Below are 22,446 nucleotides of genomic sequence, written 5' to 3'. Positions count from 1 at the left end.
GCCTCTTGACAATGTCCTGCTCATATTAAAAGGAACGTCCCTAACTGCCACATCCGGGGCAAGGCAACGCCGCAGGTTGAGCATACCGTATCCGGAGCAAGGCAACGCTGCAGGTAGAGGACGGACAGCGAGCGACGTCCAGGGCGAACAAGTTGGCATGAAAAGGGCAAGGCATAGACCTTCTGGTCATGCCTTGCCCTTTGAATGACAAATTGTCGCCCTGGGCGGCGCGCAGCGTCGGCTGGTCCGCCGTTCGGTAGAACGGCGGAACCTACACGGCCTGTGCCAGCTTCTCGGCTCGCTCGGCGGCGGCGAGTGCCTCGATGACGGTGCCGAGCTGGTCGCCCAGAAGGACGCCGTTGTAGGTGGAGTTGAAGCCGATGCGGTGATCGGTCACGCGGTCCTGGGGCTGGTTGTAGGTACGGATCTTCTCGGAACGGTTGCCGTGGCCGATCTGGCTCTGGCGCTCGGCACCGAGCTCTGCCTGCTGCTTCTCGAGCTCCATCTCGTACAGACGGGCGCGCAGCATCTGCATGCAGACTTCGCGGTTCTGGATCTGGGAGCGCTGTTCCTGCGACTGCACCACGGTGTTGGTGGGCAGGTGGGTGATGCGCACGGCGGAATAAGTGGTGTTAACGCACTGACCGCCAGGACCGGAGGCGCAGTAGGTGTCGATACGCAGGTCGGACTGGTTGATCTGGACGTCGATCTCCTCGGCCTCGGGAAGTACGGCGACGGTCGCCGTGGAGGTCTGGATACGGCCCTGGGACTCGGTCTTGGGAACGCGCTGGACGCGGTGCACGCCGGACTCGAACTTCATGACGGAGTAGACGCGGTCGCCCTCGACCTTGAACTCGATGGACTTAAAGCCGCCGGCCTCGCTGGGGCTGGAGTCGAGCACGGTGGTCTTCCAGCCGCGCGACTCGCAGAAGCGCTGATACATCTTGTACAGATCGCCGGCAAAGATGGCCGCCTCGTCGCCACCAGCGGCGGAGCGAATCTCGACGATGGTGTTCTTGTCGTCGTTGGGGTCGCTCGGGATGAGCATGTACTTAATGTCTTCCTCGAGCTGGGGAAGCTTGGCCTCGTTTTCGGAGATGTCCATCTGGAGCATCTCCTTCTCATCGGCATCGGTAGTATCGTGGAGCATTTCCTTGGCGGCCTCGATGTCATCGAGCGCGCCGATGTACTCGCGCGAGGCAGCGATGAGGTCGGACTGGTGCGCGTACTCCTTGTTGAGACGCGTGAACTCCTTGATATCGGAGGCGACGGCCGGGTCGGAAAGCTTTTTCTCGAGCTCCTCGTAGGCCTTGATGATCTTTTCGAGCTTGTCGCGCATGACGGGACTCCTTTATATGCGTGAAGGTGAAAATCGGCAGAATTGATGGGGCGCACGGCGCCATTGCGGGGGTAAGTCCAGCTAGAGCATGTCGATCTTCAGATACATGCGCATCCCTTCGCGTACGGGGTACATAGTTGCGGTCTAACCCATACATGATAGCGTGCGCAGGCAAACCTGCATATAACCCGCACGGAATGAGCGGACGTAGCCGTTGGGGACATTCCTTTACGACTAGTCGTTTAAGAACGTCCCCAACGGCTAACAAAGGGACTGTCGCTTGGTCGAATTCTAGAGCGTTTGGAGCAGGGAGATGAGAAAACGGATGCCCTGGAGGTAGGCTCGGCGGGTGATGCGCTCGTTGGTGCCGTGGACGCCGCGGTCGCACTCGTCATCGTCGACCACAAAGGCCGAGAAGCGAATGCACTCAGGGCAAATGCGTTGGTAGTTAGCAGCGTCGGTCGCGCCAATCACGGTCGAGGGCACAATTGCCACTGGCTCGAATGATCCGTTTTCCTCCGTCCCCTTTGGATCACGGAAATAGCGGGCGGCGATGGAGCGAACCGCCTCGAGGCCGGGACCACCGATGCGCGGGGACGGCGAGGGCTCGGAGCTGCCGGGGCCCAGCTCCACTTCGACACGGTCGGCAAGGTCCGCCTCGGCAACCGCTTCACGGCAGCGCGCCACAACGTCGGCCACGCTCGTGCCCTCGAGCATGCGGAAGTTGATGTTGGCCCACATATCCTGCGGCATTACGTTGGCGCCGGTGCTGCCACCCTCAATTTGGGTCGGTGCAGAAGTGGTGGTCACGAGCGGATAGAGCTTCTTGCTAGCGAGGCACTCGCGCACGATGGCGTCCTTGTTGGCGGCAATTTCATCGGCCGTGTAGAGCCCCAACTCGACGAGCTGGGCGGCAAGCAAGTCGGTCACGCGCGTCGGCCACTCGATATCGCAGATTGCGGTGATGGCACGGCTGAGCACCTCGAGCGACGTGCCACCGTAGGGGTTGGAGGAATGCCCGCCCGCACTCTTTGTCTTGAGCACAATGTCGGCATAACCTTTCTCAGCCAGGTCGGCGTGCATGAGCCAACCCTCGCCCGCGCTGTACTCGGCAGCCGGAGCGATGCGGTAATCGCCCTCGTCGATCAGGTACTCAAGCTCAATGCCGCGCTCCTCGAGCGCGCGGCCAATGGCGCCTGCGCCGTGCTGCGTAGTCTCCTCGTCCTGGCCAAAGGCCAGGAGCAGTGTGCGCTCGTGCCGCCAACCGTGCGCCAGCGCATACTCAACAGCTTCGAGAATGCCTGCGACCTGGTCCTTCATGTCGATCGCGCCGCGGCCCCAGATGTAGGTGTCGTCCACGTGCCCGCTAAAGGGAGCATGCGTCCAGTCGGCCTCGGTGCCCGGCACCACGGGGACCACGTCCATGTGGCCCATGAGCATGACGGGTTTGAGGGCGGAGTCGGAACCGCCAAGCGTCACCAACAGCGAATGGCCGACAAGCTCGACCTCGCCCGCCGCAAATACGTGCGGCCAGGCCTGCTGCATATACGCGCGCAGGTCGTCGAAGGGCTGCCAATCCACCGCCTCGGCATCCATGCTCGAAATGGTCGGAAACGACAGCACGCGGCCCAAGCGCTCGCACGCGCCGGCCTCGTCTATATCGGCAAAATCGTCCTCATGCGCAAAGAAGCGCCAAACCTCGGCCATGACATCCTTTCGATTGTGACGACAAAGGCCGCCCCACGGGAGCGGCCCTGCAACGTAAGCGTTTGCGGTCGGTTATTTGTCCTCGAGATAGCGAGAGAGGAACTCACGAGTGCGCTGGTGTTTGGGGTTGCCAAAGAGCTCGGCCGGCGCGGCGTCCTCGAGTACCACGCCCTTGTCCATAAAGACCACGCGGTCGGATACGGTTCGGGCAAAGGCCATCTCATGCGTGACGACGACCATGGTCATGCCGTCGGCAGCGAGCTTGCGCATGACCTCGAGCACCTCGCCCACGATCTCGGGGTCGAGTGCCGAAGTCGGCTCGTCGAACAGCATGATCTGCGGATTCATGCACAGGGCGCGCGCGATGGCCACGCGCTGCTTTTGGCCACCGGACAGGCGACCCACGGCGGCGTGCGCGAACTTTTCGAGCCCCACACTCGTCAGATGCTCCATTGCGACCTTCTCGGCCTCGGCCTTGCTCATCTTTTTGAGCGTGACGGGCGCAAGCGTGCAGTTGTCGAGCACATCCATGTTGTTGAACAGGTTAAAGCCCTGGAACACCATGCCGATGTCCTCACGCAGCTTGTTAATGTTGCAGCGCTCGGCCGTAAGGTCCTGGCCGTGGAACCAGATGTGGCCCGCGTCCGGGGTCTCGAGCAGGTTGAGGCAGCGCAGGAAGGTCGACTTGCCCGAGCCCGAGGCGCCGATGATGGTGACGACCTCGCCGGGATTGACGGACAAGTCGATACCCTTGAGCACCTCGAGCGAGCCGAAGCTCTTGCGCAGGCCCTCGACGCGGATGAGTGACTCTTTAGTTTGTGCGGCGGCCGCGGTGCCGGTAGTGGCGGTATCTGCCATGATGATTCTCCTCGTCTTAAGCCTAGTTAGAGCTGGGCAGCGTGGCAGGAGCCTCGGCGCCGAGCTTTTTGCCAAAGGCCTCGAGCAGGCGGCTCGCCACGAGCGTCAGGATCAGGTAGACCACGAGCGCCACGCAGTAGACCTCCATCTGGCGGTAGTACACGCCGGCGACGGTGGTGGTGGCATACATGAGGTCGAACACGCCGATGACCGAGAGCACCGACGAATCCTTGATGTTAATGATGAGCTCGTTGGTGAGCGCCGGAATCGCGTTTTTAATGCCCTGGGGGAACACGACCTTGCGCATAGCCTGCCACTGCGAAAGCCCCAGCGAGCGCGCTGCCTCGGCCTGGCCGGGATCGATGGACTCGATGCCGCCGCGCAGGACCTCCATCATGTAGGCGGTGGAGTTGAGCGAGATGGTGACGAGGCCGGCGGTGAAGGTACTCCAAATCTGGTTGGCCTGGGCAGTCTCGAAGCCCATGCCGCGCAAAACGGTGAAGCCCGCGTAATAGATGAGCAGGCCCTGGACCATCATGGGCGTGCCGCGCACGATGGTGGAGTAGACGGTCGCAAAGCCGCGGCCGATGCTCTTAAAGAAGCGCACCAGGTCGTTGTCTACGCGGTCGAAGGTCTGAATACGCAGGAACACAAAGAGCAGCGCCAGGAAGAATGCGATGACGGTGCCGAAGGTGGCAAGCGCGATGGTGATCTCGATGCCACGGATGAAGAAGTCGCCGCTCTTGTAGGTCATGTAGACCAAGCTCGACAAAAAGTCGCTGGGGTTGGAATCCGAGACAATGCTCACCTGCACCAGATCGATAAACGACATGACGCAGCGGTCGACAAAGAAGATCGCCGCGATGACGACCACGACATAGCTGCCCAGGCGCGCGCCGCGACGGAAACGCTCGGATGCAAACGGTGACTTTTCGCGATAGTCGCTCCAGTGCATAACCTTGGTGACGAGCGCTGCCGCCGACACGACGATCCAGGCCCAAAGAATCGCCCAAAGGCAATCCTGGAAGATGCCGGTGGGCGCCAAAAAGCTCAGCGGCGTGGGGTTGCGCTGGCTAAATGCCAAGCCGAGCGCCGCGATAACGCTCGTGCCCAGGTACACATAACGGTGGTCGGCCTTGATAAAGGAGGCCAGACGATTGATGCCTTTCATGCTGCCTCCCTATGCCGGCTGACGGTCGAGGCACGCGTCCCACATTTGGTCGCGCTCCTCTTGGCTAATGCCCTTGAGTGTCTTGTCGATGAGCTTAAGCAGTTTGTCCGAGCCCTTGCGGCAACCGACATTTGCCGTGACCTCCTGCTTAAAGCCCTCGCCCTCGGCAAAGTGGATGGGGACGATACCGGGATTTTGGGCCATATAGCCCTTTTCGTTCTCCGTGTTGTAGGTCACGGCGTCGCACGTGCCCTGCAGCAGATTCGAGAACACCGTGGGGACCGAATCGACCGGATTTTTGTGAACGACGCCCGGGATCTCGTCGATGACGGTATCGAGCATGGTGTCCTTTTGGCCGAGCACCGTGGCACCGCTGAAGTCGCTGAGCTTGGTCGCGTTTTGGTAGGGCGAGCCCTCTTTTACGAACAGGCCAAAGTAGCCGATAAAGTACGGGTCGGAAAAACCGACGGACTCCTCGCGCTCGGGCGTGGCGCTCATGCCGGCGATGATGAGGTCAATCTGGCCGTTGTTGAGCGAGTCGATAAGGCCCGAGAAGCTCTGCTTGACGGCAACGGGCTCGCCGCCGAGAGCCTTGCAGACGATCTTGGCGATCTGCACGTCGTAGCCATCGGCATAGGCGCCCTGCACGTTGTCGATGGGGATCGTGAACTCGCTGGCCTCGGAAACCTGCCAGTTGTACGGGGCGTAGGCCGCCTCCATGCCGATGCGGATCTTGTCCTTGCCGATAACGGAATCGGACAGGTCATCGCGACCGCCGCCCGTCGTGGGCTGAACTACTTCCAGCGTGGAGGGACGCTGGCAGCCGGCAAGTGCGCCGGCGACGACAGAAGCGCTCGCAGCGAGAGCACTACCCAAAAAGATGCGACGGCTGCATACCGGCTGTGGATGCGCGTCGCGTTGATGGGGAGAATGCATAATCTGCCTTCCCTGTTGAATCGTATGCTGACGACTTAACAGGATATACGCCAGCGACCAGCAGCGCAGCACAAGCTCGAAAAATTAATAGACACACGGTAGTCATTGGGAGCGTCGATGTTTTGGCAATGCCAGCGGGCGCCACCCAGAGCGAACAAGTTAGCATGAAAAAGGCAAGGCATAGACCTTCTGGTCATGCCTTGCCTTTTGAATGACAAATTGTCGCTCTGGGTGGCGCGCAGCGTCGACCGGTCCGTCGTTCGTTAGAACGGCGGAACCTCTAGAGCAGGGTAACGCTAAAGCTGCGAACGTCCGTCTCACCCGGTGCCAAGGTAATGGTGTTGACCTTGTGCTCAAAGACGTCGTCCTCGGTGTCCATGGTGGTGTGGCCGGTCCAGGGCTCGAGCGCCACAAACGGGGCGTCGTTGGCGGCAGACCACACGCCGATGTACTTAAAGCCCTCAAAGTCGATCTTGACGCCGTGGCCCGACTTGCGGCCGCGCAGCGTGAGCGTGGAACCCGGGACATCGGTGAACATGATGGCATCGTTATCGAAGCTGCGGTGCGTGATGGGCAGCACGTCCGAGTTATCGGGAGCCTTGTAGCTGCCCTCGAACGTCATAAGACCGTCGGGCGTGATGATGGGGGCCTCGTTAGTCCAAGCCTCGGTAAACGCCAGCTCGTAATCCTCGAACGCCTCGTCTTCGGCACCGGGGGCGGGCACGTTGAATGCAGGATGACCGCCCACCGAGAACGGCAGGGCCACGTCGCCGGTGTTGGTGACGGCAAAGGTCTGCGTGAGCGTGGCGTCGCCGGTCAGGGCATAGATCATGTTGAGCTTAAAGTGGAACGGGAACGCCTTGAGCGACTCGGGCGTGTCAGTGATCTCGTACGTTACCGAGGAGCCGTCCTCCGAAACCTCGACCAACTTGTGCTCGACGATGCGCGCGAGTCCGTGGCGCGGCATCTCGCAGGTGCCGGCCGCAGATGTTGCCGTGTTGTTGCGCAGCGAGCCCACAATGGGGAACAGGATGGGCGCGTGCTTGCCCCAAAAGGCGGGGTCGCCCTGCCACAGATACTCGTTGCCGTTGAGGGCAAGACTCGTGAGCTGGGCGCCCATGGAATCGATGGCCGCGGTGAGGCCGCCGCGCTTGATGGTAGTGACGGTGGACATGCTACTTCCTCCAATAGTAAACAACGGTGTCGAGGGCTATTGTCCCACTCTTGGCGGCAAGGAGAAGCGACAGGCACAGTTATTGAACGATTGCGTAAAGGTCGAACCCGCCCTGCGGCGTGCTGTCGACCGTATCGGGCGCCTGTGAATTAAAACTCACCGGAACCATGCGCTTTGAGGCGCGGTAACGCGTGCCGTCGGTGGCGACGGGCGGCTCATCGACCGTGAGCTCGTAGTCGCCGGGCTTGAGCTCGATGCCGTCACCTTCGGAATTAACGTATTGATACTCGTCGATTGCTTGTCCCTTGAGCGTGCGGCCCACGATATGGATGAGCATTTGGCTATCGCCGCGCGCGGTATCCCACGTCGCGCCGTCCTTAACCTCGACCGACACATGCACCGAGCGCGTGCGGCTGAGCGATTGCTCGACAGACATCTCGACCTTGGCGGCGTCTTTGCGCTGTTGCTCCAGGTGGCTCCAAACATTTCCGATCGCCGAGCAAGCGATGACGCCGGCCATGAAGGCGATGAGGATGGGGCCGAGCGGTGAGCGGCGGGCCGCGTCTTCCTCGCGAGCCAGGTTGGGGCGATGCGTGGGGGCGGGCGCCTGGGCACCCTGCGCGGGCACGTCGAGTATGCTGAAGGATGCCGTGCTGCCGGGGTCGATGGTGTGGCGCGGCTGCGGGGTCTTGGCCGGCGAGATGGACATGTCGGCTGGCTCACCCAGCGTGGCCGTGGCATCGGCCTTTGCCTCGTCGGCCTCGGCCTGGGCCCAGGCCCGCTCGAAGGTCAGGGGCTCGGCGGGGTCGGAATCGGCATCCGAGTCAAGCGCATCGCCAGCATCGGAGTCCACATCGGTCCCGTCGCTCAACTCATCACTTGGCAAGGGCTCGTCCCACACCTCATCCGGAGCCTCGCCCTCGCTGTACCACCATTCAAAGCTATCGATATCCATACGGGGCGCCCCCTTGGCCTCGCAAATAAACACTTGCTAGCCTTATACCCCCAGACGGCACGGCGGCTCGCCGGCACAGATAGGAAAACCATCACAACATTCGACGCTTTTCCTCGTTTTCGAGATTTTCATCGAATGTTGTGACGGTTTGGACGGCAGCCATGCCGCGAATGTGACAAAGGGACTGTCCTCTTGTCACATCTGGAGGGCTACGGGGATTTGGATGCAGCAGAAGTCCTCTTGGTGGGACTCGTCGTAGCTGGTGGTATCGAGGTAGCAAAAATCGAAGGCATCGCCGATGGGCTGGAGTGCGTGCTCGTCCATGCATGCCACGATGGCACGAATGCCCTCGGGTTCGTACGGCATGCCCCAGCGGCTCATGCACAGGTATGTGCCCTCGGGCAACACCTCGACGCCAATCTCTGCCAGCTCGGCAGGATCGCTCGGCAGCAGCTCCTCGGCACCGCGCGGCAGCACGGCAAAGGAGCCGGCACCGGCGATGGGGTCGTCGGAATGCAGCGCCTCGCGACGCAGCATGGCGCCCCAGCCGCGCATGGGGCGCGTGCCCGTCAACGTGCGCATGCGCAGGATTGCCCGCATGAGCGTGGGGTGAAGCATCGAGCGACCGCGCTCGATATCGCCCGGAAACTCCTCAAAGACCACGTAGCGGCGCTCGAATTGCTTGAGTTCCGGACTGCCCTCGCGCTCGCGCCAGTAGACTGCCTCGTCGTAAAAGCTCAGGCGCTCCTGCACACTCGCGCGCTCAGCCTTGAGCCCGGCAATCTGCTTGTCGAGCGCCTGAACCCGCGAGCGCAGGTGATCGGTCATCTCGCCAATGTCGAACGTCGAGGTCAGACGGTCGACCTCGTCGAGCTCGAGCCCCAGATCGCGCAACATGCAGATCAGGCGCATGAGCGGGATCTGCGTGGGCGAATAGAAACGGTAGCCTTTTTCGTTAACCACGGCGGGCTTAAACAGGCCGATCTTGTCGTAGTAGATGAGCGTTTGGCGCGAAACGTTAAACAAGCTCGCCATCTCGCTAATCGCATACATACCCGTCTGCATAGGTCCTCCCGACACATCCTTTGACGCGAAAAGCCCGCCGCCCACAGGGGCAGCGGGCTCAAACACTCCTCGTATCCTACCCTAAATGCGCCTATGACCAGCGCTTATAGTTTGCACATGACACGCCGACGGCCTCGAGCGCCTTGGCGGCGATGTGATGCACCGCATCGTCGAGCGTGGCGGGGCCGTTGTAAAACGTGAGCATGGGCGGCATGAGCATGACGCCCGGTACGCGTGCCAAGCGCGCCATGTTATCGACATGGATCGCACTGAAGGGCGTCTCGCGCACCATAAGTACCAGGCGGCGTTGCTCTTTCATCTGCACGTCGGCCGCACGCAGCAACAGGTTTTCGCTGTAACCACTCGCGATGCCGGCAAGCGTCTTCATGGAGCAGGGCGCCACGATCATGCCATCGACCGGATAGGTGCCGCTTGCAATGGCGGCGCCGATGTTCTTGTTGTCGTAGATCACATCGGCATGCGTGGCAAACTCGTCGAGCGTCATGCCGAGCTCCTGCTCGGTGGTGATCTCTCCCCCGCGCGTGACGACAAGCGCCGATTCGGCGCCGGCCTGGCGCAGGCATTTGAGACACTCGAGGCCCAGCGCAGCGCCGCTGGCACCAGATACGCCAACGACAATGCGACGGGGACGGACAGAAGACTCAGGCATGACAACTCCTTAACTACTTGGTAGGGCTACGTACTAGAAAGAAAGCTCCTTGGCCCACTTGTCCATGTCGATCTCCATGAACTGCGAGCGGATGAAGTTCTTCTTGAGGTCGAACGGAACCGTGCAGTCGAAGATGGCCTTGCAGGCGATGCCGTGCTCGCGGATCGAAGGATCGAACGCGGGGTCGTTGGACGGGTCGAGCACGTGGCAGTGGCAGCCGGGGATGGTGATGAGGTCCACGTCGGCCTGGAAGCGCGTGGTCATGGCCCACATCACGTCGCTCATATCGAAGATGTCGACGTCTTCGTCAACCAGGATCACATGCTTGAGCTCGGAGAATGCCGAGAAGGCGAGCATGGCGGCGTTGCGCTGACGGCCCTCGTCATTTTTGCTCGACTTCTTGAACTGCATGATGGCAACGAACTTGCCGCCGCCGCAGGGGGCGGCGTGAACGTTGAGCAGGCGGCCCGGGATAGCGGTCTCGACCATCTTGTAGATGGAAGCCTCGGTGGGGATGCCCGCCATGGAAACGTGCTCGTGCGAAGGGCCGATGCAGCTCTCCATGATGGGATTGACGCGTGTGGTGACGGCGGTGATCTTGATCACCGGGCAGACCTTGGCGCCGCCGGTGTAGCCGGGGAACTCGGGCATGGCGTAGCCATGGCCGTTGACGTCCTCGTTGATGGTCTCGTCGTGCATGAGGTAGCCCTCGAGCACGTACTCGGCATTGGCAATGCACTTCTGCGGAACGGTGATGCAGTCGGCAAGCTCGACGGCGTGGCCGCGCAGGGCGCCGGCGATCTGCAGCTCGTTGAAGCCGAGCGGCGTGGTGGGAGCCTCGAAGCCGCAGCACATGTACACGGCGGGGTCCAAGCCGATGGAGATGGAGATGGGCATGTCCTCGCCGCGCTGGCAGTACTCGTCAAAAAAGGCGCCAAGGTGACGGCTGCCCGGGGTGATCCACATGGCGAGCTTGTCCTTGTCGACGCAGGAGAAGCGGTGGATGGTCACGTCGGACTGGGAGCCGTCGGGGCTCGTGCCGTAGGCGAGGCCCATGGTGATGTAGGGGCCGCCGTCGACGGGCGTGTTGGTGGGAGCGGGGACGATCTTGCGCAGGTCAAAGCCCTCGTCGTTCGCCTTGTACACAACCTCCTGGCAGTCGACGTGCGCACCCTCGGCGATCTGCTTGGGCGCGATCAGGTTCTCGAAGCGCTTGCCGATCTCGAGACCCAGGTGCTCCTCGTCCAGGTCGAGCAGGGCGGCAACGCGCTTGCGGCTGGCAAGCATGCCGATGCAGACCTTGGCATCGTCAAAACCCTTGACGTTGTTGAAGACCATCGCAGGACCCTCTTTGGTCGGACGCATAACGGTGCCGCCGGCACCGACGTGGCGATAGACGCCCGAGACCTCGGCGTCCGGGTCGACCTGGGTGTCGGTCTCGAGCAGCTGGCCCGGCATCTCACGCAAAAAGTCGAGCGCGGAGCGCAGGTCGTGGATCTGGGAAGCATCGGTAGTGGACATAGCGTGCTCCTTTCGGGAGAGTGCCCGGCGACGGGAGTGCCGCCGGGCTGGGTAACGTAGTGGGGCCGCAGCGCTCATAGATGGGGCGCTCGGGCGCTTGCAGTTCAAGCACTCGACTAATTGCAGCCAAGCACTCGACTGCTTACATCAGGCCAAAGAGGTGGAACCAGGCAGCCTCGACCAACACGACGATAAAGACGACCGCAGTGAGGGGGATGCCCATGCGCATGGCCTCTTTGGAGGTGTAGCAGCCGGCATCCTTACCCTCGCCGATAAGGATCGGCAGGTTATGGAACGGCAGGATGTAGTGGATGTTGATGGACGTGAAGACGATGAGCGCCACGGCGAGCGGGCTCACGCTGGAGCCGGCCGCGAAGCTGATGAACGCCGGCACGCACACGCCGAGCACGGCCATGACCGAGCCCATGAACATGTGGATGATCATGGAAAGCGCGGCGACAAGCAGGGCGAACAGGAAGATGTTCTCGGGCACGGAGCTGGGAAGCACGACATCGGCGATCCAGGCGTTCATACCGGTGGCACCGCCCACGGAGCCCACGGCCATGGCGGCCGTCAGGAACATGAGGGACTTGATGTCGACAGCGTTCCAGCTGGCGGGGGTGAGGACCTCGCCGATGATGGGCATGGCGAGCGCGACGCCGATGGCAAGCGTCACCCAGCCGATGTAATCGCCCGAGACGGTGAGCCACAGCGCGATGGCGATGATAAGCCACACGATGGTGCGGATCTCCTTGACGGAGAGCTTGCCGAGCGCAGCCTGCTTGGCCACGATCTGCTCGCGATCGTAGACGAGTTCCTTGCTGGGCCTAAAGAGGAAGAGGCCCAGGAACAGGGTGCACAGCAGCGCGACCAGCATGGGCACACTCATGTACAGGAACCAGTCGACAAACGACGGGCTCATGCCGCCGGCCTCGGCGCTGTACTGCGCAACGAGCGGGTTGAGCGTGGAATCGCCCGTCAGGAAGAACATGGAGCCCGGGGCGGCAGCGGCAAACACGAGGAAGCCGAGCTTGCCGCGGTCGTCGTCACCGTAGCCGGCGGACTCGGCGATGACCGAGACGACGGCGAGGATGAGGAAGGCGCGGGGGAACGGATGCGGGATCAGCAACGACAGCACAAAGGTGAGCGCGAAGATAGAGATGATGAGCGACTTGGCATCGCGCACGAACTTGAGCATAAACGCATAGGCGATGCGCTCGCCCAGGCCCGACTCCTTGACCGCGCTGGCGATGAGGTAGGCGCCGATGACGAGCCACATGGTGGCCTTGGTCCACGAGCTAAACGTGGAGGCGACCGTCGCCGAGATGCTCGCGGCGCCCGTGTCGTCCACGCACACCTTGAACAGAACGAGCAGCGCGCAATAGAGCAGGCCCACAAAGCCCGGCTGTGCCACGCCACACGCCCAGAACACCACCGTGGCGAGCGTCAACGCCAGACAGGTCTGACCGCCGACCGTAAGCTCGACCGTCGAGCTCAGCTCCGCCAAAGGAAGAAACTTCACCAGCAAAAAGACAACGATACCCAGCACAAAGCCAATTTCGCGCTTGGTGATCTTAAACGCCTTCTTTTCCGTTTCCATCTCCCCACCTTTCTTGTTGGGGGCGCTCCGGATTCGCAGCCACGTTGCCACTTAAAAAGGGGCGCCCGTTATCGGACACCCCTTACGTTGCGCTGTGTTGTGGCAATACAGTCAAGCGGGATTTTTGGATGAGAAGCGATCCTCTGGACAAAAAGCGTCACAACATTCGACGCTTTTCCTCGTTTTCGAGATTTTCATCAAATGTTGTGACGGTTTGGATATGGCAAAGGGACTGTACCTTTGTTACATAGCGAGATCCGTACGGATGGATGGGTCGCTGAGGGCCTCGCGGAGCCAGGGGGCCAGCTGCTCGGGGCGACCCTGCAGGTAGCCTTTGAGCTCGGACGGGGCCACGCGGCGCACCTCCGAGATCTCCTCTTGGTTGATATGCAGCTCGCCCGGCTCAACATGGGCGAGGTAGACCTCGCACCACTCGCACTCGCAGCGGCCGTCGCCGTGATCCTCGCGATACACCACGTGACCGAGGTGCTTGAGCTGGTCGGGCTCGCGCGCAATGTCGAGCTCTTCGTTGATGCGGCGCGCGGCTGCGGCGGCGACGCCTTCTCCGGGGAGCGGATGGCCGGCGCAACCGTCGGCAAGCACCCCACCCCAAAGGCGCTTGAGCTTGCTGCGACGACAGAGCAGCAGGCGCGCGTCTTCGCCCTGGCCCTCGACCAGCAGCGTCAGAAATGCCTGATGCAGGATGCCCTCGCCGGTATGGGCCTCGATGCGATCGACGGGGCCAAGTACCTCGCCGGTCGCGGTATCGACCGCCACGACCTCGGCGCCCACACCGCCCTCGTCCCAGCCGGCGCGCAGGATGCGGGCTGCGGCTGCCTCGAGCGCGGCGATGAGTTCCTTGGTGGTGTCGAGCACGCGCTGCAAGTCGTCCGCGGTCGCGTTCTCCACATGAAAACCCGTGCTTGCGACTACCGGCACGCCAAAGCGCGTGGCCAGCGCCGCCGCGATATCGTGCGCCGGGATCTCATCTCGATGGCACGGAACGGCCAGGATGCTCACCGTCGCCGTACGGCCGGGCTCGGGGCGCGGAATGGCCTGCGCCGTAGCGCCCAGGTGCGCGAACTCCGGCGAGCAAGCGTACACCGCCATGCCTCGCGGCGTCACCGTCAGCTGGGCCTCGAGCGCAAACTTGCCCTCGCCCACTGCAACCTTTGTCGTGTGCATACCCATGGGATCTCCTGTCGCCCGCGATGTACCTGAGACCATCTTCGCCTGTATTGCGACTATACAGGCAAGCGCAGCCTGCGACAAAGGGGGCAGGCACCTGACACATTCTGTTAGAGTTGCAGGGATTGAATCCCGCTTATTCATGCGACATTGGAGTGACAACCTTGACCGCCGCAACCACGTCTAAAAGTAAGTCAACCGCCGCCGCGCTCTCCCCCGCGCGCACCAAGCTCTGCCTGGCGCTGCTCGTGCTGTTGGGATTCTCGCTCGGCTGCTCCGAGTTCGTGGTCATCGGTATCGAAAGCGACTTGGCAACGGAACTCGGCATATCGCTTGCCACTGCGGGTCAGCTCATCAGCGTGTTCGCGCTGGTCTACGCTATCGCCACGCCGGTGCTCGCGCTCAGCACGGGACGATTCCGCCGCTACCAGCTGCTCGTGTGCTACAGCATCGTTTTTGTGCTCGGCAACCTGGTCATGGCGTTGGCGCCCAACTTCCAGGTGCTATTTATCTCGCGCATCATCCTGGGCTCTGTCTCGGGCGCACTGCTCGCCGTGGGCGTGACGTACATCCCCGAGCTGCTGTCCCCGCAGCAAACCTCGCTTGCCATCTCGGTGGTATATGGTGCGTTTTCCGTGGCAATGGTCTTTGTCACTTCAATCGGCAAGTTCGTGGCCGACACGCTCGATTGGCACGTAGCCATGTACGGCACGCTTGCCTTTGCCGTTTTGATATGCGGAGCGCTCGTGGCGTTTATGCCTCGCGCCGGGCAGACCGATGAACCCGCCACCTTCCGCGAACAGGCGGGGCTGCTGCGCGAGCCGAGCATCATCACCGGCATGCTCATCTTTTTATTTGGCGTGGGCTCGGTCTATGTGTTCTACGGCTACGTGACGCCTTATCTTGAGCAGGTGCTGGGCATGGGCACGGTCGAAGCCAGTACCACGCTTATGGCCTACGGCGTGTTTTGCCTGATCTCGAATATCCTGGGCGGATGGATTGATGCGCGCTTTGGCATGAAGGCGCTGCTTGTGACGTTTGTGCTGCAGGCTGCGGCGTTACTCGGGTTGTTTGCTGTAGGCGGCACTATGCCGCTCGCGCTGGTCTTTGTCTTTAGCCTGGCGATGCTCATGTACCTGTTCTCGGTCTCATGCATCACGCACTTTATGGACGTGGCACGCAGCCGCCATCCCAAGTCGATGGTACTCGCAAGTTCGGTTGAGCCCATGGCGTTTAACGTCGGTATCTCGTTTGGCACCGCGGTAGGCGGCGCCGTTGTGAGCAGCGCTGGCATTGCGTACGTGGGTGCCGTGGGCGCCGCGTTCTCGCTTGTGGCCTGGGCGCTCACGCTGGTGACGATTAAGTTGGCTCGCTGGGAGCGCAAGCGGGCGAGGGCGTAGGCGCAGGCGTAGATGCGATACTCGAGCTCGATGATGACGATCGAAAGGAAACCGCATATGCAACGCGTACTGTTTATCTGCTACGGCAACATCTGTCGCTCGACGATGGCCGAGTCGGTGTTTACCGAGCTCGTGCGCCGCGCTGGGCGCGAGGCGGAGTTTGTCATCGATTCCGCGGCGACCTCAACTGAAGAGATTGGCAACCCGCCGCATCATGGCACGGTCGCCAAGCTGCGCGAAGTCGGGATTCCCGTCGTTGCCCATCGCGCGCGCCAGGTGCGTCGCGCGGAGTATGGCGACTGGGATCACATTGTCTATATGGATGCTGAGAACGCGCGCGGCCTGCGTCGCATCTTTGGCGACGACCCCGACGACAAGATTACGCGCTTGCTCGATTGGACCGAGCGCCCCGGCGACGTGGCCGATCCCTGGTACACCGGCAACTTCGATGCCACCTACCGCGACGTGCTCGACGGTTGCACTGCTATGCTCGAGCAGTTGTAATCGATGAAATGCAGAGTTTTTAGAGCCGCAAATCGGATGAAATGCAGAAATTTGACCTTGCTCGCGCACAGAACAACGACGACAACGCCTAAGCATAGGCATAAGCGAAGTCGGAATTCCCATATACAAATCGAGCGTGGTTTTTCTCCCACTTTGAGCGTTCAAGCGCGCTCTAAACGGGAGAAAATCCACGCCCAACTACTCGTCAACGATCTCGGCAAGCCAGACGTTCAGCGTATCGACCTCGGGGCAGCAGAACTTTGCCGTTCCAGGCTCGTTGCCAGGCACGGTTCCGCCATAGCGCAGGATATCAATATAGGGAAAGCCCACATGGCAGGCCATGGCGCACATCTTGCCGCGGTCTCGGTCGAAGTCAAAGACGTCGCCCGGCTTGTGACCATGGTGGCAGCGACACGCACCCAGCTGGTCCACGCAGCTCACGCGGATACGCGGACGCTTGCCACGCGGCGCGCCGAGCGGCTTGTTCTCGCCCGCAGGCTTGACGCCGCCCTCGCCAGCGTTACTCATGGTCAATCACATCCAGGCAGGCCTCGATGGGCAGGCCGGCCGACTTGTCCTCTTGGTCGGCATTGCGCTCGATGAGCTCGGCCACCACGCGCATGGCGTCGGCCGTGGCGCGCTGAAGCGTCCAACCGCTCATCACGCGACCCATAAGCACCGCCGAAAACGTGTCGCCCGTGCCCGGGAAATAGACCGGAATGAGCTCAAATGGAATCGTGAAGTACTCCCCCGCCACATGATCATAACCGATAACCGCGTTCGTGCCATTGACCACGGCGCTCGTAATGACCACCGACTTGGCACCCAGCTCGCGCACGGCGTCCACAAGGGCGCGGGCCTCATCGGGCGTGATCTGTTCTGCAATAGGCGTATCGGTGAGCAGACAGGCCTCGGTGTAGTTGGGCACCGCGTAGTCTGCGCACTCCAGCAGGTGCCGCATAAGGCCAATCGTGGACTCGGGCACACCGGCATAGAGCTTGCCGTTGTCGCCCATGATGGGGTCGACGAACACCTTGGTGCCCTTTTGCGCGCGGCGGTGGCAAAAGTCCGAGATGATGCGCGTCTCTTCCTCGGTCACGATAAAGCCGGTCGAGATGGCGTCGAACTCAAAGCCGAGCTCTTCCCAGATGGCAAGACTCTGACGCACGTACTCCGTGGTGTCGTGGATGTAGAACTTGGGATAGTTGAGCGTATCGGACACAAGTGCCGTCGGCAGATTGTGGATACGGTAACCCATGTGCGACAGCACCGGCAGCATGGCGGAAAGCGCGACTTTGCCGTAACCGCACATATCGTTGATCAGCAGCAGCTGAGTGTTCTTCATGAGGGTCTCCCTTGTTTCGGGTGCGGCGCGGCAGCACCACAGTGCGACTAAGTGTAGCGCAGGAGGCATCGTGAGCGGCCGCTAGGGTCGCGAAGAGCGCATTGTTGCGGATAGGTTTCGGAAATGGGGACTGTTTGCTCCATAACGGCCTAGTTGATACTACTCATATAGTGCCATTTCAAAACTATGCCTATTTACTACGTTTAACCGCCCACCTCCAACCACAACAAATTTCGCTCCGACAAAACCGCAGGTAGATAGCTTGCGCTTTTTCAGAAACAGCTGTTGTGGTCGGGGATGCCGGATTCATCGTAGTAATTAGGCATAGTTTTTGGCGAGGCCGCTTCGAAAGGCGTCATCGCAGCCCAAAGTAATCCCTTTTCCTCCGTCCCCAAGGGATCACATGCACCGAAGCGGACCGTGGCGGAATCACATGTTGAGGACGGACAGCGAAAACGCTCCTAAGCGAGCAAGGTGGCGTGAAAGAAGAGGGCATAGGCCTTGTGGCCATGCCCGATGATTGAACGCCAGATTGCCGCTTAGGAGCGTTTGCAGCGTCGAGCGGTTACGGCGTTTGGCAAAACGCCGTAACTATAAGTTTGGTACCTTGACATTTATTTACCGTGCCCCTAGATTGGTTAGGCACAAAACAATTCCTCTACCTAACTAAAGAAAGGAGCGGCACTAATTCATGTGCGATGAACCTCTTAACCTTTGTTCGCACGAGCCCGGCGGCGACCCGTCACAGCCGGCGGATGCACCCGAAGCGGTTAGCTCAGAAGACAAGCTTGCCAAGCGCATCCTCAATGGCCTGGGCTTTTGCGGCCATTACATGCATTTTCATGGCGGTGGCGTGTCCGGCAAGGCGCCCATCATCTGCCTGCTGGCCAAGCAACCCGGCGGCGAGATGTCGCAGCAGGAACTCGGCATGCACTTTGACCTCAAGCCGGGGTCGCTTTCCGAGATCCTGTCCAAGCTCGAGCTCAACGGCCTCATCGAGCGCAGCCGTAACCCCAAGGATCGACGGCAGCTCACCATTCGCCTGACCGAAACCGGCCGGGAAAATGCCCGCATCGACCAGGCGGCCCGCATTCGCTTTAGAGAGCAAGCCTTTAGTGCCCTCACCCACGACGAGCGCGAGCAGCTCGCCGAAATGCTCGAGAAAATCCGTGTAACCTGGGAGGAACTGGATGATTAAAACCCTCATGGGCAGCATCCGCGACTATATGAAAGTCACCGTTGCCACGCCGTTGCTCGTGCTTGGCGAGGTGCTCTGCGAGATGCTGATTCCATTTATCACCGCCAACCTGATCGACGCCATCAAAGACGGCGCCACCGTAGCCGAGATGCTTCCCACCGCGGGCCTTTTGGTGCTCATCGCGCTGACATCGCTTGCTTTTGGCGCCGCGGCAGGCGTCACCTGCAGCCATGCGAGCTGCGGCTTCGCCAAGAACCTGCGTCACGACCTGTTCTACAAAATCCAGACGTTCAGCTTTGCCAACATCGATGAGTTCTCGAGCTCATCGCTCGTCACGCGCCTGACCACCGATATCAACAACGTGCAGCAGGCCTTTATGATGATCATCCGTATCGCCGTGCGCGCGCCGCTGGTATTGATCTTCGCCTTTACCATGGCGTTTATCATGGGCGGCAGCGTCGCCATGGTCTACCTGGTCATCATTCCGCTGCTGGGCTTTGGACTGTTCTTTATCATCTTTAAGGTGCGCCCCATCTTCTCGCGTGTGTTCCACAAGTACGATGCCCTTAACGAGTCCGTTGAGGAAAACGTCACCGGCATGCGCGTGGTCAAGAGCTATGTGCGCGAAGACTTTGAGAAGGAGAAGTTCGCGACCGCCGCGCGCGACGTCCAGATGGACTTCACCCGCGCCGAGAAGCTGCTCGCCTTTAACAACCCCATGATGAACATCTGCGTCAACGGCGCGTTTGTCGTCATCATCTACCTGGGCTCCAAGCTCATCATCACGAGCCAGGGCACGCTGTTCGACGTGGGCCAGCTCTCCTCGACCTTTACCTATGGTTTCCAGATTCTCATGAGCCTGATGCAGCTGTCGATGATCTTTGTCATGGTGACCATGGCCGACGAATCGGCACACCGCATTGCCGAGGTGCTGGCCGCCGAGCCCACGATCGCCGATCCCGCCGAGCCCGTGCTCGAGGTTGCCGACGGTTCCATCGACTTTGACCACGTGAGCTTTAAGTATTCCAAGCATGCCCGCCGCCAGGCGCTCGACGATATCGACCTGCATATTAAGAGCGGCGAGACCATCGGCATTATCGGTAGCACCGGCTCGGCCAAGTCGACGCTCGTGAACCTGATCGCCCGCCTGTACGATGTCACCGAGGGCACCGTGCGCGTCGGCGGCGTGGACGTGCGCAACTACGATCTGGACGCGCTGCGCCACCAGGTGGCCATGGTGCTGCAGAAAAACGTGCTGTTTAGCGGCACCATCGCCGAGAACCTGCGCTGGGGCGACCCGAACGCCACCGACGAGGAAGTCCGCGAGGCGGCGCATCTGGCCTGCGCCGACGAGTTTGTCGACGGCTTCCCCAAGGGCTACGACACCTGGATCGAGCAGGGCGGCTCCAACGTTTCCGGCGGCCAGAAGCAGCGCCTGTGCATCGCGCGTGCCCTGCTGCGTCGCCCCAAGATCTTGATCCTGGACGACTCCACGAGCGCCGTCGACACCAAGACCGACGCCAAGATCCGCGAGGGCCTGGCGAGCTACCTGCCCAACACGACCAAGCTCATCATCGCCCAGCGCATCAGCTCCGTGCAGGACGCCGACCGCATCATCGTCATGGAGGGCGGCCGCATCAAGGACATCGGCAACCATGACGAGCTGCTCAAGACGAGCGAGATCTACCGCGAGACCTTTACCTCGCAAAACAAGATGAGTGCCGCGGGCGAGGAGGCGGCCGAGACCGTCGCAGCCGACACCGAGGCATCCGCACCGCAAGCTCAGACCCAGAAAGGAGGCGAGGCACATGAGTAAGGCAGCTACCGCCGAGCGCGCGCGCAACCGCAAGGGCGGCACTATGACGCGCCTGATCAAGATGCTCTTTGGCTTCTACCCGGTGCTTTTGCCCCTCGTCGTCGCCGGCGTTGTGCTCTGCGCCATCATCAACTCCATCGGCGCGACGTTTCTCCAGAGCGCGCTGCAGGTCATTAGCGAATCGTGGCAGTCGGGCGACTGGACGGCCGCGCAGCCCAAGATTCTGAAGCTCGTGACCACCCTCGGCTGCATCTACGCCGTGGGCGTCGCCTCCTCGCTCTTCTGGAACCGTACCATGGCCGTCATCACGCAGGGCTCGCTCGAGAAGCTGCGCGAAAAGATGTTCAACCGCATGCAGGACCTGCCGATCCGCTACTTCGACACGCACCAGCGCGGCGATATCATGAGCCACTACACCAACGACATCGACACGCTGCGTCAGATGATCAGCCAGTCGCTGCCCAACCTGCTCATGACGATCATCATCATCGTCACGGTGTTCTTTATCATGCTGTACTACAGCGTGTGGATGTGCCTGGTCATCATCGCCGGCGTCGCCTTTATGACCTTTATGACCAAGCTGCTCGGCTCCAACTCCGCGCGCTTCTTCATTGCGCAGCAGACCGAGCTCGGCGTGGTCGAGGGCCATATCGAGGAGGTCATGAACGGCCAGAAGGTCGTCAAGGCGTTCTGCCACGAGTCTGCCGCCGAGGCCGATTTTGACGAGCGCAACGAAAAGCTCTTCGAGGTCTCCCAGAAGGCCAACATGTACGCCAACATCCTCATGCCCATCCTTATGAACCTGGGCAACCTGCTCTACGTGCTGGTCGCACTGGCGGGCGGCATTTTCCTGGCGCTGGGCGTGCCCAACCTGAGCATCTCGGGCATGGCGCTGTCCATCGCCGTCGTGGTGCCGTTCCTCAACATGACCAAGCAGTTCTGCGGACAGATCGGCCAGATCTCGCAGCAGATCAACGCCGTGGTCATGGGCCTCGCCGGCGCCGACCGCATCTTTGAGCTCATCGACGAGAAGCCCGAGGCCGACGAAGGCTACGTGACGCTCGTCAACGCACAGGTGAACCCCGAGACTTGGGAGTTCGAGGAGGCTGACCACCACACCGGCATGTGGGCGTGGAAACATCCGCACCGCGCAACCGGCGAGATCGAGTACGTCCCGCTGCGCGGCGACTTGGTCATGGACAACGTCGACTTTGGCTACACCCCCGACCACGAGGTCCTGCACGGCGTGTCCGTGTTTGCCAAGCCGGGTCAGAAGGTCGCGTTTGTCGGCGCCACCGGTGCCGGTAAGACGACCATCACCAACCTCATCAACCGCTTCTATGACATCGCCGACGGCAAGATTCGCTACGACGGCATCAACGTCAATAAGATCCGCAAGGCCGATCTGCGCCGCTCGCTGGGCGTCGTGCTGCAGGACGTGAACCTGTTCACCGGCACCGTGATGGACAACATCCGCTACGGCAACCTGGATGCGACCGACGAGGAGTGCATCGCGGCGGCCAAGCTCGCGGGCGCAGACGACTTTATCACCCGCCTGCCCGACGGCTACGACACGATGCTCACCGGCAACGGCGCACAGCTGTCGCAGGGCCAGCGCCAGCTGATCTCGATCGCCCGCGCCGCCGTCGCCGATCCGCCGGCGATGATTCTAGACGAGGCCACGAGCTCCATCGACACCCGCACCGAGGCCATCGTGCAGGCGGGCATGGATAAGCTCATGGAGGGCCGCACGACGTTTGTCATCGCACACCGCCTGTCCACCGTGCGCAACTCCGACGCGATCATCTGTCTGGACCACGGCCGTATCATCGAGCGCGGCAACCACGACGAGCTGATCGCCAAGCGCGGGTACTACTACCAGCTGTACACGGGTGCGTTTGAGCTGGAGTAGGAACGGTTACTGACGGAGGGTGCCCCGGGGCGTCGGGGTAATTCCTCCGTGCTCAAACATTCTCGCTTCGCTGCGAAACTGCGCGCG

General features: G+C 61.4%; 19 protein-coding genes. 5 read left to right on the top strand and 14 right to left on the bottom strand.

The window, feature by feature from the left end; translation table 11 throughout:
- Positions 1–271 precede the first annotated feature (271 nt).
- From prfA to DXD56_RS08930, 12 genes are all read right to left on the bottom strand, one after another.
- A complete protein-coding gene (gene prfA, locus DXD56_RS08985; RefSeq protein WP_055252487.1) occupies positions 272–1,339 on the bottom strand; it encodes a peptide chain release factor 1 in 1,068 nt (355 codons plus the stop codon).
- 291 nt (positions 1,340–1,630) lie between these two features.
- On the bottom strand, positions 1,631–3,046 hold the full coding sequence (locus DXD56_RS08980; protein ID WP_117640971.1) for a M20/M25/M40 family metallo-hydrolase: 1,416 nt from the start codon (positions 3,044–3,046) through the stop codon (positions 1,631–1,633).
- 72 nt (positions 3,047–3,118) lie between these two features.
- Positions 3,119–3,904 (bottom strand): amino acid ABC transporter ATP-binding protein, encoded by a 786-nt coding sequence (locus DXD56_RS08975; protein WP_117640970.1) that lies wholly within the window; start codon positions 3,902–3,904, stop codon positions 3,119–3,121.
- Positions 3,905–3,926: 22 nt separating this feature from the next.
- A complete protein-coding gene (locus DXD56_RS08970; RefSeq protein WP_117640969.1) occupies positions 3,927–5,075 on the bottom strand; it encodes an amino acid ABC transporter permease in 1,149 nt (382 codons plus the stop codon).
- A 9-nt stretch (positions 5,076–5,084) separates the two neighbouring features.
- On the bottom strand, positions 5,085–6,011 hold the full coding sequence (locus DXD56_RS08965) for a transporter substrate-binding domain-containing protein (protein WP_117640968.1): 927 nt from the start codon (positions 6,009–6,011) through the stop codon (positions 5,085–5,087).
- A gap of 280 nt (positions 6,012–6,291) precedes the next feature.
- Positions 6,292–7,185 (bottom strand): aldose 1-epimerase family protein, encoded by an 894-nt coding sequence (locus tag DXD56_RS08960; protein WP_117640967.1) that lies wholly within the window; start codon positions 7,183–7,185, stop codon positions 6,292–6,294.
- Between the two features lie 79 nt (positions 7,186–7,264).
- Positions 7,265–8,140 (bottom strand): hypothetical protein, encoded by an 876-nt coding sequence (locus DXD56_RS08955; protein WP_147325203.1) that lies wholly within the window; start codon positions 8,138–8,140, stop codon positions 7,265–7,267.
- Between the two features lie 195 nt (positions 8,141–8,335).
- Positions 8,336–9,205, bottom strand: a complete 870-nt coding sequence (locus DXD56_RS10120) for a MerR family transcriptional regulator (RefSeq protein ID WP_199411579.1) — start codon at positions 9,203–9,205, stop codon at positions 8,336–8,338.
- Positions 9,206–9,296: 91 nt separating this feature from the next.
- On the bottom strand, positions 9,297–9,875 hold the full coding sequence (locus DXD56_RS08945) for a UbiX family flavin prenyltransferase (RefSeq protein ID WP_117640965.1): 579 nt from the start codon (positions 9,873–9,875) through the stop codon (positions 9,297–9,299).
- A gap of 33 nt (positions 9,876–9,908) precedes the next feature.
- On the bottom strand, positions 9,909–11,396 hold the full coding sequence (locus DXD56_RS08940; protein ID WP_117640964.1) for a UbiD family decarboxylase: 1,488 nt from the start codon (positions 11,394–11,396) through the stop codon (positions 9,909–9,911).
- Positions 11,397–11,538: 142 nt separating this feature from the next.
- Complete coding sequence (locus tag DXD56_RS08935) at positions 11,539–12,996, bottom strand: SLC13 family permease (protein ID WP_199411578.1); 1,458 nt, start codon at positions 12,994–12,996, stop codon at positions 11,539–11,541.
- Positions 12,997–13,239: 243 nt separating this feature from the next.
- Positions 13,240–14,187, bottom strand: coding sequence for an isopentenyl-diphosphate delta-isomerase (locus DXD56_RS08930; RefSeq protein ID WP_158549396.1), 948 nt, complete (start codon positions 14,185–14,187; stop codon positions 13,240–13,242).
- A 161-nt stretch (positions 14,188–14,348) separates the two neighbouring features.
- On the opposite strand from DXD56_RS08930, the gene DXD56_RS08925 reads away from it, so the two are divergent.
- Together DXD56_RS08925 and DXD56_RS08920 are read left to right on the top strand one after the other, a co-directional pair.
- Entirely contained in the window at positions 14,349–15,584 is a 1,236-nt protein-coding gene (locus DXD56_RS08925; protein ID WP_233524974.1) for an MFS transporter, read from the top strand.
- 57 nt (positions 15,585–15,641) lie between these two features.
- Positions 15,642–16,088 (top strand): low molecular weight protein-tyrosine-phosphatase, encoded by a 447-nt coding sequence (locus tag DXD56_RS08920; protein WP_199411577.1) that lies wholly within the window; start codon positions 15,642–15,644, stop codon positions 16,086–16,088.
- 198 nt (positions 16,089–16,286) lie between these two features.
- Here the strand turns inward: DXD56_RS08920 and DXD56_RS08915 are convergent, their stop codons facing one another.
- Positions 16,287–16,616 (bottom strand): TIGR04076 family protein, encoded by a 330-nt coding sequence (locus tag DXD56_RS08915; RefSeq protein WP_192934641.1) that lies wholly within the window; start codon positions 16,614–16,616, stop codon positions 16,287–16,289.
- Complete coding sequence (locus tag DXD56_RS08910) at positions 16,609–17,433, bottom strand: PfkB family carbohydrate kinase (RefSeq protein ID WP_117640962.1); 825 nt, start codon at positions 17,431–17,433, stop codon at positions 16,609–16,611. The genes DXD56_RS08915 and DXD56_RS08910 overlap by 8 nt, the downstream gene beginning before the upstream one ends.
- A 691-nt stretch (positions 17,434–18,124) precedes the next feature.
- Here DXD56_RS08910 and DXD56_RS08905 point away from each other — a divergent pair.
- The 3 genes from DXD56_RS08905 to DXD56_RS08895 are packed head-to-tail and all read left to right on the top strand — an operon-like array spanning position 18,125 to position 22,359.
- Entirely contained in the window at positions 18,125–18,631 is a 507-nt protein-coding gene (locus DXD56_RS08905; protein WP_117640961.1) for a MarR family winged helix-turn-helix transcriptional regulator, read from the top strand.
- Entirely contained in the window at positions 18,624–20,447 is a 1,824-nt protein-coding gene (locus tag DXD56_RS08900; RefSeq protein ID WP_117640960.1) for an ABC transporter ATP-binding protein, read from the top strand. The genes DXD56_RS08905 and DXD56_RS08900 overlap by 8 nt, the downstream gene beginning before the upstream one ends.
- Positions 20,440–22,359, top strand: coding sequence for an ABC transporter ATP-binding protein (locus DXD56_RS08895; protein ID WP_117640959.1), 1,920 nt, complete (start codon positions 20,440–20,442; stop codon positions 22,357–22,359). Before DXD56_RS08900 ends, DXD56_RS08895 begins: the two co-directional genes overlap by 8 nt.
- Positions 22,360–22,446 lie beyond the last annotated feature (87 nt).

Origin of the sequence: Collinsella sp. TM06-3 (genome assembly GCF_003436395.1) — a bacterium.
Classification (GTDB): Bacteria; Actinomycetota; Coriobacteriia; order Coriobacteriales; family Coriobacteriaceae; genus Collinsella.
Note: the sequence above shows the minus strand (reverse complement) of the source record. Positions and strands in the feature narration are given on the sequence as shown.